The following is a 13,121-nucleotide window of genomic DNA, read 5'->3' on the forward strand; positions in this document are numbered from 1 at the left end:
TTTCTTCTACCGAAATGTGAATTTATTCAGCTAAAACAGAAGTTTATTCTACTGAAACGATTTATTGGAAACTATTCGAGGTTCTCGCCAAAGCGAGGGCCTTTTTCTATTGCAGTGTCAATTCTGTGACAACAATTCGACAACATGGTAGTATGAAAAAACAATTCCTACTAATTTAATAGGGAAAGGATGATTATCATGACGACCATTAGCGTACAACCTGTCAATGAGACACGCGATCCGATTGAGCGAGACAGCCTTGAGCTGAATCCGCCTCAGAAAAAGTTGATAATTGGCGGTGTAGTGGTATTTGCAATTTTATTTATCTATCTGCTTGTTACACAGTCTCTTGCGCAACCATTGCTTCTCGCAATTGGGCTGCTACTAGGATACACATTATTTCATGCACGTTTTGGATTTACCTCTGCGTTTCGTCGGTTGATGTCTGTAGGGAATGGGCAAGCGTTACGAGCGCATATGGTGATGCTTGCAGTTGCCGTTAGTCTGTTTGCACCGATCCTTGCATTTGGAATTTCGTTCTTTGGAGGACCCGTAGTAGGATATGTCTCTCCAGTCGGAGTTAGTTTGATTGTAGGTTCGTTCTTGTTTGGGATTGGGATGCAGCTTGGTGGAGGGTGTGCGTCGGGAACCTTATATGCCGTCGGTGGCGGTCGTACCGTCATGTTTGTCACACTAATCTTCTTCATTATTGGAACAACAATCGGTGCCTATCATCTGCCATTCTGGACGGAAGAGATGCCAGCATTTGAACCGATTTCTCTGGCGACGTCAACAGGTCTTGGGTACTTTGGTGCTTGGCTTGTATCGATTGCGTTGTTTGGTGTTATCGCTTGGATCACACTTGTTGTAGAGAAAAAGAAAAAAGCTCCGAAAATGGCACCGCTTCCGACAGCCCATGGCTGGAAGCGTGTCTTCCGTGGATCTTGGCCGCTCCTTGCAGCTGCCATTGTACTAGCTGTTCTAAATGCAGTGGTCTTGATGACTCGTGGTACACCTTGGGGAATCACTTCAGCCTTCGCGTTATGGGGCTCTAAAATCGCCGGAACATTTGGTGTGGATGTCTCGAGTTGGGGGTACTGGCAAGGAGCCAATGCTGTCGCATTGCAGTCTTCGATTTTCGCTGATTCTACAACAATCTTAAACTTTGGAGTCATTATCGGAGCTTTCTTAGCATCGGCAGCAGGTGGCTTGTTCAAGTTCACAAAAGTGACGCCAGGTAACTTCTGGGCATCTGTGATTGGTGGTCTGTTGATGGGATACGGAGCTCGTTTAGCATTCGGTTGTAACATCGGAGCTTACTTTGGCGGAATTGCGTCGTTCAGCTTACACGGCTATGTGTGGGGGATTGTCGCAATCGGTGGGACGTTCTTAGCACTCTACCTACGTCCATTGTTCGGTCTTTCTGTACCGAAATCCAGCGATTCGGTTTGTTAATTAGGAAAGCTCAAAGCGTTTTGTGCGCTTTGAGCTTTTTGTTGTCTATTTTTTGTTTTTCTTTGAGAAGTCAACTTGGCTAAATGAAATGGCTAGTGCAACTGCAATCGCTATTCCGATCGCTACATTATCTAGCGCTACTCCAAGACTAAGACCGATGGCAATACCCATTGTGTACCCATATCCGCCTAAACCTTCGTTCTTTTTATGATTCTTTGTTTTCAAGTGATTTCCTCCTAGTCATGACGCAGTCATTCATACTCGTGTCTAATTTACGTACCAATCGATCAAACGTTTCAAATCGATGCGAAGTTGAGCACAAAGTGCTATCTTTAGGGAAACTACTGGAGGTGATTCGACAAATGAAGTGGCTTAAAAGGATAGTACTTGTACTTGTCTTTTTAGTAGTTCTAGCATTTTCAGCTTTCGTCATCTGGGCACAATTTGATTATGGGCCAACTGAAGAAGCGACTTCCTACTTAGGCGAAGAGATGGATGGAGATTACATCTATGGAGAAGGGGATGAAGAAGTGGGGTTCATCTTCTATCAAGGAGCGAAAGTGGAGCCCGCTGCGTATAGTTATATAGGGAATCAGTTGGCGGGAAAAGGACATTTCGTTGTCATTCCGCAATTGCCATTCAATATCGCGCTGCTAAATAGTGAGGCAGGACTTGAAATCATAGAGCAGTATCCAGAGGTATCCACGTGGTATTTGATCGGTCATTCTCTTGGCGGATCAGCGGCTTCCACTATTGCTGAGAGCAATCCGAAAATAGAAGGAATTATCTTTTTAGCTTCCTATCCAATCGATACAATCAATGTTCCCTCGCTTACCGTCTACGGAGAAATCGACGGGGTGTTACCGGTTGAAGACATAGAAGCCCGTCGAGAAAATTTGCGGGATGATGCCGTCTTCCATGAAATCAAAGGAGGCAATCATGCCAACTTTGGGATGTACGGCGAGCAAAAAGGCGATAATCCTAGCGAGTTAACGCCGAAAGAGCAGTTGGATGAGACGATTTCGATTATTCAGGAGTTCGTTGGGCGTTGAGCGAGCGTTCTTCCGCAAGAGGGGTGGTTTGTTCTGCATGACGCATGATTTCTTTTACATCAAATTAGCTTTGTTCTGCAAGAAGCAGGATTTGTTCTGCATGACACAAGATTTCTTCTACAAACAGGCGCCTTTCATCTGCATAAAACCTTACTAGGAAAAGATAGATCCTTGTCGCAATCGCGGCAAGGGTCTATTCGGTATCAAGGATTTTGAGAAATCCGGTACTGTACCGTATCATAGACGAACTTCATCGGATAAAAGATGAAAATGACAGCTGCGAATTGAAGGGCCGTGCGTGCCCAACCTTCTATATGTAAGACGTCGTTTATAAGGTATCCCGCAAACTGAAGGCCTGTTACGATCACGGCTACACAGAAGATAAAATTTCCTGCGATTAGAAGTGCACGTGTTAAAGATGATTTTGAGACCATTGGAAACCCTTCTTTCTATAAAGTGATACTTTATACGACAGAACAGCAAAAAAGATTCAAGGTCTGTTAATTTCTTGATAGAACATGTACGCTTAGAGAAACTATTCTAAATACTAGGCGTCCTGACTACAAATGGAAATTAAAGGAGCTACATTTATGAAGACATTTGCCTATTCGTCATTAGTCGTCTTGCATCTCGTCTATTTGTTAACCATCTTTGTTTGGTATGGAACGATAGGGAACGGCGTGATTCAAGAACTTCTGGTATTTGATTTTAGAGGGTTCTGGGAGCAGTTCCAGGATTCAGGTATTAATACAACACTGGTAATTCTTGCTGGAATTTATCCATTTTACGTTATCCCCTTGATGATAGCGGGTTGGTGGTTTATAGATAAAAAGCCTAAGGCGGTTCTGTGGTTGACTGCAATTCCACTCTTTTTCATATTAGTAGGACTAGGGGTTGTATTCTATTTTCTTATTTCCCTGTCGCAGATTTTTTAAGGAGGTCTTTTTGTGAAACGCCCATTTGCAATTTCGATTGCGATCTTTCAAGCAGTCTATTTGTCTTCAATTTATATTTGGTTCGTAGCTTTTAATGTGAAAGAAAAAGGCTATCCATTTGAGTTCTATTCACTGAGTTCAGGGTCTGATTTCCTTTTGAACTTATACACACATTATCCAGTCCTTCTAATTGTTTTCTGTGGAGTCGTTTGGTTTCTACTTCCGCGTTTCCCGTTGACTGCATTTATAATTAATTCACTACCCATTTTGATTGGGATCGGATACGGCCTTGTATTTTTATTTATGCTGCTTACGTTTCCTGAGTTGTCCTAACACTTCAAGAGCACTCAATGGGGTGCTCTTTTAGGTGAGCTTATGAAAACGTTTAGTGTCTACTGTCCATTCAACCACAAACACCTCTGGATTTCTCATGGATTTCCATTCTTCAAATCCAAATTCACTTGAAATATGTCTTAAAAGCAAAGCACTCAAATTTCCGTGCGAAACGATGGCGATACAGTCATCAGATCCTACAGTGAGTTCATCGAGGACGGCAACGATCCGAGATGTCGCTTCCATGCCAGATTCGCCACCTTCAAAAGCTAGACTTGGAGTAGTAAAACTCATTTCAAGCTTTTCCATCCAATCAGGTAAATTCTCGGAACTCAATACACGTTCCATCAGGCGATTCTCTTGTTCCACTTCGATTTTATGGATTTGTGCGAAAGGAGTAATCGTTTCTATCGCACGTGTGTAAGGACTTGAAACGATGCGAGTGATCGGGAAATTTTTTAGGGTTTCAGCTAATTTGATGGCTTGAGATTCCCCTGCCGGAGTCAGAGGGGCACTAGGTTCTTGCCCTGTAGCCGCACAGTGACGAATGAGTAAAAAGGTAGTCATGAAATCAATCCTTTCTCTATAGAACTACAACTAAGTATAGTGGAAGAAGGTGAACATTTTTAGTTTCTCCTAATATTTTCCCCTCTTGACATGAAGATGTGAGGCATTTATTCTATGTGTAACCGGTTACACATAGTCGATTTTCATTTGAGAAGACATTTTAGTAGGTTCCCAGGACAAAGCGAGAGCTTCCGCGGACCACACAATGAGTTCCGAAGACCACAGAGTGTCTTCCCAAGACCACACAAAACCATTAAAGGAGGCAACCCAATGGCGACTATACGAGATGTAGCAAAACATGCAGGCGTATCTGTCGCCACGGTCTCCCGGTACTTAAACGGGAAAGGGTATGTCGGGGCAGATACAGCACAGGCCGTGCAGCGTGCCATCACCGATCTGAACTATGAGATGAATGCCGTCGCGCGCAGCTTGACGACGAAGCAGTCCAACTTGATTGGACTCATCTTACCTGACATCACCAACCCATTCTTCCCGGAACTCGCACGAGCTGTAGAAGACGTAGCCTTGACTTATGGCTACACAGTCGTCCTCTGCAATTCGGACGAAAATCCTGAAAAAGAGAAAAATTATATCGAAACACTTCAAAAGAAATACGTCGCTGGTTTTATTGTCACATCAAGCCAGCACAATCGCGACGTTTATATGGAACTGAAGAAGCCGATGGTTGCACTTGACCGACCAATCGACGCGTCCATCCCGTGTGTCATTTCAAACAACCGACAAGGTTTGAAGGACAGCACGCGCAGCTTGATTCAATCAGGATGCAAAGAGCTGTTGTTCGTAGAAGGACCCAATCACATCCAATCAGCAAGTGAGCGGAAGCAGGGGTTTGAAGAAGCGATGGCGGAAGTCCAGCATGTGAAGGAGCATCATATTCAGGCGAATTTTCATTTTGATGAATCGTACGAAAAAGTAAAAGCCTATCTAACAGCTCATCCAGAAGTGGACGGAATCGCCACAAGCAGTGATGTGGCTGCGCTCGGAGCTATTCGCGCCTGCACGGAGCTTGGACTTGCGATTCCCCAAGACATTCAAATCATTGGTTTTGATGGGATTCAACTAGGTGAAATGCTGTCACCGCCTCTATCGACCGTGCGCCAAGACATTTACAAGCTCGGAGCCATGGCGGCACGCATTTTAATCAAACAAATCGAGAAAGAACCACTCGAGTCATTGTATTACGAAGTGCCAGTGGAGCTCGTCCACCGCGGCACAACAAGGAGTTGACCACATGATTACAGTCATCGGAAGTATTAATATGGATCTGGTCGTTCGTACGGATCATTTCCCGAAACAAGGAGAGACGCGTCTCGGCAACTTATTTGCGACCATCCCAGGTGGAAAAGGTGCGAACCAAGCTGTTGCTGCAGCACGACTTGGTGCTGACGTTACGATGCTCGGGGTTGTTGGCAATGACGCTTTTGGTCACGAACTGGTGCAGACATTGAAAAACGAAGGGATTCATACGGAGACTATCCAACAAGCCGCGGAGCCAACTGGAATCGCCAATATATTAGTCTCTAATAAAGACAATCGTATTATCGTCGTTCCTGGTGCCAACCACGCTTGGGACGCCCAGATGATTGAAGCAATGGAAGCAATCATTCCTAAGAGTAAAGTCGTTGTGTTCCAGCTAGAGATTCCTGTCGACATGGTGAGACGAGGACTTGCGCTCTGCAAAGAACATGGAGTCCAAGCGATCTTAAACCCAGCACCTACAGATGCATTTACAGAAGACTTACTAGATCATGGAGCATTACTCACACCGAACGAATCGGAAGCGGAAACCGTCTGGGGAGCAGAGTGGAAAGACGCAATTCGCGAGTTTCCAAATCAAGTCGTCGTGACGCTCGGTAAGGACGGAGCCATGTATCCGGGAGCGAATGATGCTGTATATGTAACCGGTTACCCAGTAGAGGTAGTTGATACAACCGGCGCAGGAGATACGTTTAACGGCGCACTCGCATACGGCTTGTCTCAAGACTGGGAACTGTCAAAAGCTATCGAGTTTGCCAATGCAGCAGCTTCATTATCTGTAGAAGCACTCGGAGCGCAGACTGGCATGCCGGCGCTCGATGCGGTAATCGAAAGGATGAGACGATGAAAAAACAAGGCATCTTGAACCGAGAGCTTGCAGGCATCCTTGCGAAAATGGGGCACACCGATCAGCTAGTTATCGCTGATTGTGGGTTACCGATTCCAAGCGGGGTGCGCTGCATCGATCTATCATACACACTTGGAAAGCCAACGTTTCTCGATATCGTGGAAGCGGTCACAACAGACTTCCAAGCTGAGAAAGCTATCGTGGCAAACGAATTATCTAAACACAATGAACCTGTTCATCAGGAGCTTGATGATAAATTTGAACTCACCTATATTTCGCACGAAGAATTAAAAGAACTCTCAAAACAAGCCAAGGTCATTATTCGCACAGGCGAAGCGACACCATACGCCAACATCGTGTTGCAATCAGGAGTTATTTTTTAAACGGAGGTGAAACGCATGTTACAGATGAAAGCAATCACCAAAGCGTTCAGTGGCAACGTCGTCCTTCGAGACGTTCAGTTTGACCTCGAGCCAGGTGAGATCCACGCGCTGATGGGGGAGAACGGGGCCGGAAAGTCGACGATGATGAAGGTGTTGACCGGGATCCATCCAAAAGACGGTGGAACGATTCACTGGAAAGGGAAAGAAGTGACGTTCAAGACGCCTCAAGAAGCGGAAGAGGCAGGTATCGCTGTCATTCACCAAGAACTGAACATCTTGCCGTATCTGTCAATCGCGGAAAACTTGTTTCTCGGAAAAGAAGAGACGCTAGGCAAGACCGGGATTTTGAAGACGAAAAAAATGGAAACGGAAGCAAAGGAACGTCTAGCGGCGCTTGGTCTTCATATAGATCCTGCAGCGGAAGCAGCCACATTGTCTGTCGGGCAGCAACAGATTGTTGAGATTGCCAGAGCCCTATCGTCAAACGCAGAAGTCATCATCATGGATGAACCGACAGCGGCTCTAACAGATCGTGAGATTGAGCAGCTCTTCAAGACCGTTCGCGCGTTGAAAGAGCAGGGTGTAGCGTTCATCTACATTTCTCACCGCATGGAAGAAATCTTTGCGATTTGTGACCGAATTACAGTTCTTCGTGATGGGGAATGGGTGGGCGTGAAGCGCATTTCGGACACGAACTTCGATGAAATCGTCCAGATGATGGTAGGACGCGCACTTGGAGACCGATTCCCAACTCGTACCTGTGAGATTGGAGATACTGTCCTTGAAGTTACAGGCCTTACGCGTGAACCTTACTTCCGAGACATCTCGTTCGATGTGAAACAAGGCGAGATTGTTGCGCTAGCTGGTCTGATGGGAGCTGGGCGTACGGAAATCGTACAGTCGCTATTTGGCTACCGAAAAGCATCGGCCGGGGAAGTGAAGATTAACGGGAAGGTCGTCAAGATTCGTACGCCGTATGATGCCATCGGACACGGGTTAGCTTACGTGACAGAAGACCGCAAGAGTGAAGGGTTGATCCTCGACTTTAGCGTTGAAGAAAACATCAGTCTGACGAATTTCAAAGACCTTTCTGCAAACGGGTTGATGTCTGCGAAGAAAGAGCGTGCACTATTTGACCGCATGAAAGAACGTCTTGGCATTCGGACTTCGAGTCCGGAACTGCCAGTAAAATCCCTAAGTGGAGGGAATCAGCAAAAAGTCGTTTTATCGAAGTGGCTTGGGACCAATCCATCGATTTTGATTCTCGATGAACCGACTCGCGGTGTCGATGTCGGAGCGAAGAAAGAGATTTACTCCATCATGAATGAACTCGCTGAAAAAGGTGTTGCAATCATCATGATTTCTTCAGAACTTCCGGAAGTACTCGGTATGGCGGATCGTGTGCTCGTCATGCATGAAGGAAAACTAACGGCGAACTTAGACAATCAAGACCTGACGCAAGAACAGATTATGCATTATGCCACAGGAGGTGGAGCGCGTGTCTAGTACGACAGCGAAATCAAAACAAGGTGTGCTTCAAAAATTAGTGCCATTCTTAGGCCTGTTTCTGATCATCACCATCATTACGATTCTAAATCCCGATTTCTTATCGGTGAACAACTTACTGAACGTCCTGCGACAAGTGTCTATCAATGCCATCATCGCGTTTGGGATGACATTCGTTATTTTGACTGGTGGAATTGATTTATCGGTCGGTTCCATCTTGGCTCTAACTGGAGCGGTCACAGCCGGAATGATGGCTGGGGGCACAGACCCGATTCTTGCGATGCTTCTTGGCTTGATTCTAGGTGCCTTACTTGGTGCTGTGAACGGTATCTTAATCTCTAAAGGAAACGTAGCGCCGTTCATCGCAACGCTTGCTACGATGACCATCTATCGCGGATTGACGCTCGTTTATACTGAAGGTCGTCCTATCTCAGGACTTGGCGATTCATTGACATTCCAGATGCTTGGGAAAGGGTACTTCTTCGGAATACCTGTACCTGTTGTGACGATGCTCGTGAGCTTTGGTATTTTATACTTCATCTTGAAGAAGACGACGTTTGGACGCCGCGTTTATGCGGTCGGTGGAAACGAAGAAGCTTCGAAGTTGTCCGGTATCAAAACAGGACGCATCAAGATTTACGTGTACGCATTAACAGGTTTCTTATCCGCACTTGCCGCTTTGATTTTAACGTCTCGCCTGAATTCGGCACAGCCGACAGCAGGGCAGATGTTTGAACTCGACGCAATCGCAGCAGTAGTTCTTGGTGGTACAAGTTTGACGGGCGGTCGTGGTTGGATCGTCGGGACGTTGATTGGGGCACTTATTATTGGAGTCTTGAACAACGGGTTAAATCTTATTGGGGTTTCGTCCTTTTTCCAGCAAGTTGTCAAAGGGCTTGTTATATTATTCGCGGTCCTTATCGACCGTAAAAAATTAATCTAAGGGGAGAGAGTCACATGAAAAAACTTTGGTTCTTAGTTAGTCTTGCAGCCGTATTGTTCTTAGCCGCTTGTTCTTTAGATTCACCAACATCAAACGAGTCAAAAGGAACAGGTTCTGAAGGGTCTTCTGAAGAAACTCCAACAATCGGGTTCTCTGTTTCTACATTAAACAACCCATTCTTCGTTACATTGACAGACGGAGCAAAAGCGAAAGCTGAAGAGCTTGGCGCTGAACTTACAGTAGTTGACGCACAAGACGATGCAGCAAAACAAGCATCTGACGTAGAAGACTTGATTCAACAAGGCGTAGATTTCATTTTGATCAACCCAGTTGACTCTGCAGCAGTAGCGGCAGCAGTTGAGTCTGCAAATGCAGCTGACATCCCAGTTATCACATTAGACCGTTCTGCAGAAGGCGGCGAAGTGGTTGCACACGTTGCTTCTGATAACGTTGCTGGTGGGAAGATGGCAGGCGAATACTTAGTATCTCTTATCGGTGAAGGCGCACAAGTAGCTGAGCTTGAGGGAGTACCAGGTTCATCGGCAGCACGTGAGCGTGGCGAAGGTTTTAACTCTGTAGCGGCAGATCAGTTAGATGTTGTAGCGAAACAAACAGCTAACTTCAACCGTGCAGAAGGCCTTTCTGTAATGGAGAACATTCTTCAATCAAACCCAGATATCAAAGGTGTATTTGCTCACAATGATGAAATGGCTCTAGGAGCTCTTGAAGCAATCGAAGCAGCTGGCAAAGACATCGTTGTAGTCGGGTTCGATGCAACGGATGACGCAGTAGCTTCTGTTGAAGACGGTCGCTTAGCAGGAACGATCGCACAGCAACCAGCGATGATTGGTGAAATCGGTATCGAGACGGCAATGAAAGTTCTTGCTGGCGAGGAAGTCGAAGCGAATATCCCGGTTGAGCTAGAGTTAGTCGGACAAGAATAAGCATTAGTTTGAAGAAGCGCTTGCTGCGGCAGGCGCTTCTTTGTGGTTTTTTGGAGAAATTGTTTTGAATCGTGCCAGTAGACGAGGCTATCGTGCCACGAAGTGGACGAATCGTGCCAGTATGAGAATCAACAGACTGATCTCTAGCCAAAAGTACACACTCCTAGAAACATTTTCTCTGGCTTGGACGTTCTACTAAATACAATTCCATTCAGTTCCGAACAGCTAAATCAGATGAAGTTGTGTCGAATTTATGAATTTAGGTTCAAACAGTTTTCAAGATATCAAGGCTGTGATTGTCAAGTTCGCTTGAAAAGACTAGTTTTTCTAGAAGAAAGGAACTAATTTAGGTAATTAAGCATAGTCATTAAAACAGTTTCGTGAATTGTAAAGATGTTGTAAACTAAATTGATTATGCTTCGAAACGTAAAGTGAGGGAACGACATGAGAGTATATACAGCAGATGTAGACGTCATACAAGCCGATGCACGACAGGTGCATTTTTTCTTCAAGCCGGCTGACGAATCTCATATATTTTTACTAGAAGAGTTGGAATTTCAGCAGGCACATTTCATTTGCGATGTGGCATTAGCGGATCAAATCCTTCTTCATCATCAGCCATCTGCAGATGTACATGTGTATGTCTATGTAAAAAATCAAGAACTTTTGATAACAAAAGAGTGGGACGGGCTATCTCATTTTCATGATCAGCCCCATTTCTATTCATTTACGATGACCAATCACCATCATCTTGTGTCTTTGCGTCAAGTGGGATTGACTCGTGTAGTGTTGATCGATCAACAGAATACTGTAATCCACCAAATTGACGATGTCGCCACAGGAGAAAAGAGTTTAGTTGAAATCCCTTATGAACTTGGGTTTACGTCAACTTTCTTCCGATTCACCACCATTGCAGTCGCACGTTATCAAGACTATCATTTGGTAGCGACGTATGACTTGTTCCGAAAAGTCATTACGATTGAAAAAATTCTCTTTTCAATTGAACGATTTAGTGAAACGTTAGTGCTCACCTTAACGTCTAAAAATGAGTTGACGTTAAAGAATATAGAGACGGGCGTAAAAACAGTAGTGAACTTGGCAAGAATTCCTAGAAACCAAGGGCGCAAAGTGCTGCTTCTAGACGATGTGAAGTCCGAGAAGAAACGCCATGTACTAGCTATTTTTAAAGAAGATGCGACTCGATTTTTCATCTATACGAAATCTGACGGTATTTATATAGGAAAGAACAATCCCTTTAAAGTGACTGGACATCAGGTGAACTTGAAAATGGTTTCAGGTTTTCGGAATGTCTATTTTGTTGGTCGCTCAACGCATTATGCCTATCAAGCTGCCGGGAAATACGAAACGCTTTATTTAAAAGACGAACAGCATCAGGTGACGACGTTCAAGCGTCCATTTAAAAATCTTCCGCTACTGAGACGCTACGGCTATTACAAAGTCCCACTTTCTCGGTTGTTTAGAGACGACCAGATCCATACCAATCTGTTTGTTGGAGACAAGAAGGCGGTTGTTCATAACTTTAAACGACGCTTTGGAGACAAAAAGGCAAAGACTTTGTTGCGCAAAAAAGTTGGGGAGCAGCTTCTGGTCATTCGCACGACACTCGGTGGTAACTTGACCGTGACGCGCATTCCGTTTGCTCCAGAATATACGCTATGGAACCGTTTGAAGATTTCTGCTGCGTATGTCGCTGCCAAGTTCTCGAGGAAGGATGCGCTCCCAACCAACTTGTATTTTGAAAAGAAATCAGAGACGGCTGCCGAGTCCGGATTCCGTGTGTTTGAGCGCGTAATGGAGCTGGCACCCAAGACTTCTCGCAACTATTTTATTTTGAGTGAAAAGTCACCGGAGTTTTCTAAGTTGAAAGAACGATTTGGCAAAGCCCTGATTGCGAAATACAGCTTCCGCCATTACTTGGCCATTTTCCAAGCGAACTATTTTATCTCAAGTGAGCTTTCAAACCATGTCTTGAATGACCGGTTGTATATAGATCATCTTCGACAGAAGCTAATGGATGTTCCGCTTGTGTTTTTACAACACGGAATCATGTTTGCAAAGCCAGTGGACAACCCGATGGCATTTGGATTCCATAAAGATAAGAACTTGTATACCATGTATAAGTCGGTTATCAGTTCGCAATTAGAAGCGAAGGAATTCTATAAAATGGGGTACGTCAAAGAGGACTTGATCCAAACAGGTCTTGCTACTCTTGACTTTGCAACGTTAGATCCAGGAGCTGACAAGATAGCTTATATGCCTACTTATCGGTATTGGGAAGAGGGCTTGATTTATAAAGGTGACATTGAGCAGACGACCTATTACAAATCGTTGATTCAAGTGATTCAAGCATTTGAAAAGGCAGGATTGCTTGATCGTTTGTTGCTTGTTCCGCATAACAAGTTCTCGACGTTCATCAAAGAAAACATGCCGGCTTATGAATCCATTATTTCAGACAACCCATCAGTCGCATTAAAGCAGTCGGTTGTCTTTATCACAGATTATTCGTCTGCTATCTATGATGCGATTTTCCGAGGGGCCTATCCTATCTTCTATTGGGAAGAAAAAGAGATGCTAATTGAGCAGTACAAAGCAATTCCCCCAGTCAATGAAAACAATGCACCGGGTCCTATCGCTTACGACGCAGAGCAGCTTGTAGAGCTCGCAAAGCATGCCATTTCTAGAGAGTATGAGCTCGAGCAGAACTATAAAGATCGCTATAAGGCTATCAATGCTTTCGATGACCGAAAGAATACAGAGCGGATTCTCGCATTTTTACAGCAAGACAACATTTTGTGAGGGACGTTTCAACTGAAATACAAAATGGGTATTTATACTTAATTAGACTAATAGAAAGTTT

General features: G+C 44.8%; 14 protein-coding genes. 11 read left to right on the forward strand and 3 right to left on the reverse strand.

The window, feature by feature from the left end; translation table 11 throughout:
* Positions 1-198 precede the first annotated feature (198 nt).
* On the forward strand, positions 199-1,455 hold the full coding sequence (locus tag CQS04_RS07525) for a YeeE/YedE family protein (protein WP_100353545.1): 1,257 nt from the start codon (positions 199-201) through the stop codon (positions 1,453-1,455).
* A gap of 45 nt (positions 1,456-1,500) precedes the next feature.
* On the opposite strand, the gene CQS04_RS07530 is transcribed toward CQS04_RS07525, so the two are convergent.
* A complete protein-coding gene (locus CQS04_RS07530) occupies positions 1,501-1,680 on the reverse strand; it encodes a hypothetical protein (protein ID WP_100353546.1) in 180 nt (59 codons plus the stop codon).
* Positions 1,681-1,817: 137 nt separating this feature from the next.
* On the opposite strand from CQS04_RS07530, the gene CQS04_RS07535 reads away from it, so the two are divergent.
* Positions 1,818-2,507: an alpha/beta hydrolase gene (locus tag CQS04_RS07535; RefSeq protein ID WP_100353547.1), complete on the forward strand. Its 690-nt coding sequence runs from the start codon at positions 1,818-1,820 to the stop codon at positions 2,505-2,507.
* A 203-nt stretch (positions 2,508-2,710) separates the two neighbouring features.
* On the opposite strand, the gene CQS04_RS07540 is transcribed toward CQS04_RS07535, so the two are convergent.
* Positions 2,711-2,941, reverse strand: coding sequence for a hypothetical protein (locus CQS04_RS07540; RefSeq protein WP_100353548.1), 231 nt, complete (start codon positions 2,939-2,941; stop codon positions 2,711-2,713).
* Positions 2,942-3,097: 156 nt separating this feature from the next.
* Between CQS04_RS07540 and CQS04_RS07545 the strand changes: the two genes are divergently transcribed.
* Positions 3,098-3,442, forward strand: a complete 345-nt coding sequence (locus tag CQS04_RS07545; RefSeq protein ID WP_100353549.1) for a hypothetical protein — start codon at positions 3,098-3,100, stop codon at positions 3,440-3,442.
* A gap of 12 nt (positions 3,443-3,454) precedes the next feature.
* The gene (locus CQS04_RS07550) at positions 3,455-3,775 is read left to right on the forward strand and encodes a hypothetical protein (RefSeq protein ID WP_100353550.1); all 321 of its coding nucleotides are present in this window, start codon (positions 3,455-3,457) and stop codon (positions 3,773-3,775) included.
* 30 nt (positions 3,776-3,805) lie between these two features.
* Here CQS04_RS07550 and CQS04_RS07555 read toward each other — a convergent pair whose 3' ends face one another.
* Positions 3,806-4,342, reverse strand: a complete 537-nt coding sequence (locus CQS04_RS07555; protein ID WP_100353551.1) for a histidine phosphatase family protein — start codon at positions 4,340-4,342, stop codon at positions 3,806-3,808.
* Positions 4,343-4,612: 270 nt separating this feature from the next.
* Here CQS04_RS07555 and CQS04_RS07560 point away from each other — a divergent pair, with 270 nt between their 5' ends.
* The 7 genes from CQS04_RS07560 (at position 4,613) to CQS04_RS07590 (ending at position 13,060) form a co-directional block, all read left to right on the forward strand.
* Positions 4,613-5,590: a LacI family DNA-binding transcriptional regulator gene (locus CQS04_RS07560; RefSeq protein ID WP_100353552.1), complete on the forward strand. Its 978-nt coding sequence runs from the start codon at positions 4,613-4,615 to the stop codon at positions 5,588-5,590.
* A gap of 4 nt (positions 5,591-5,594) precedes the next feature.
* Entirely contained in the window at positions 5,595-6,467 is an 873-nt protein-coding gene (gene rbsK, locus CQS04_RS07565) for a ribokinase (RefSeq protein WP_100353553.1), read from the forward strand.
* Positions 6,464-6,850, forward strand: a complete 387-nt coding sequence (gene rbsD / locus CQS04_RS07570; protein ID WP_100353554.1) for a D-ribose pyranase — start codon at positions 6,464-6,466, stop codon at positions 6,848-6,850. Before rbsK ends, rbsD begins: the two co-directional genes overlap by 4 nt.
* A 15-nt stretch (positions 6,851-6,865) precedes the next feature.
* Positions 6,866-8,356 carry a sugar ABC transporter ATP-binding protein gene (locus CQS04_RS07575; protein WP_100353555.1) on the forward strand — a complete coding sequence of 497 codons (1,491 nt, stop codon included), beginning with the start codon at positions 6,866-6,868 and terminating at the stop codon, positions 8,354-8,356.
* Positions 8,349-9,299, forward strand: coding sequence for an ABC transporter permease subunit (locus CQS04_RS07580; protein WP_245858772.1), 951 nt, complete (start codon positions 8,349-8,351; stop codon positions 9,297-9,299). Before CQS04_RS07575 ends, CQS04_RS07580 begins: the two co-directional genes overlap by 8 nt.
* 14 nt (positions 9,300-9,313) lie before the next feature.
* Entirely contained in the window at positions 9,314-10,243 is a 930-nt protein-coding gene (rbsB, locus tag CQS04_RS07585; protein ID WP_100353557.1) for a ribose ABC transporter substrate-binding protein RbsB, read from the forward strand.
* 444 nt (positions 10,244-10,687) lie between these two features.
* Positions 10,688-13,060, forward strand: coding sequence for a CDP-glycerol glycerophosphotransferase family protein (locus CQS04_RS07590; RefSeq protein WP_100353558.1), 2,373 nt, complete (start codon positions 10,688-10,690; stop codon positions 13,058-13,060).
* The last annotated feature ends 61 nt before the right edge of the window (positions 13,061-13,121 follow it).

It is taken from the genome of Chryseomicrobium excrementi (genome assembly GCF_002798305.1).
Classification (GTDB): Bacteria; Bacillota; Bacilli; order Bacillales_A; family Planococcaceae; genus Chryseomicrobium; species Chryseomicrobium excrementi.

Bases quoted from the DNA above. Each gene is read 5' to 3' on its own strand.
- CQS04_RS07525 (WP_100353545.1), top strand. From the start codon at position 199: ATGACGACCATTAGCGTACAACCTGTCAATGAGACACGCGATCCGATT.
- CQS04_RS07535 (WP_100353547.1), top strand. From the start codon at position 1,818: ATGAAGTGGCTTAAAAGGATAGTACTTGTACTTGTCTTTTTAGTAGTT.
- CQS04_RS07540 (WP_100353548.1), bottom strand. From the start codon at position 2,941: ATGGTCTCAAAATCATCTTTAACACGTGCACTTCTAATCGCAGGAAAT.
- CQS04_RS07545 (WP_100353549.1), top strand. From the start codon at position 3,098: ATGAAGACATTTGCCTATTCGTCATTAGTCGTCTTGCATCTCGTCTAT.
- CQS04_RS07555 (WP_100353551.1), bottom strand. From the start codon at position 4,342: ATGACTACCTTTTTACTCATTCGTCACTGTGCGGCTACAGGGCAAGAA.
- CQS04_RS07560 (WP_100353552.1), top strand. From the start codon at position 4,613: ATGGCGACTATACGAGATGTAGCAAAACATGCAGGCGTATCTGTCGCC.
- rbsK (WP_100353553.1), top strand. From the start codon at position 5,595: ATGATTACAGTCATCGGAAGTATTAATATGGATCTGGTCGTTCGTACG.
- rbsD (WP_100353554.1), top strand. From the start codon at position 6,464: ATGAAAAAACAAGGCATCTTGAACCGAGAGCTTGCAGGCATCCTTGCG.
- CQS04_RS07575 (WP_100353555.1), top strand. From the start codon at position 6,866: ATGTTACAGATGAAAGCAATCACCAAAGCGTTCAGTGGCAACGTCGTC.
- rbsB (WP_100353557.1), top strand. From the start codon at position 9,314: ATGAAAAAACTTTGGTTCTTAGTTAGTCTTGCAGCCGTATTGTTCTTA.
- CQS04_RS07590 (WP_100353558.1), top strand. From the start codon at position 10,688: ATGAGAGTATATACAGCAGATGTAGACGTCATACAAGCCGATGCACGA.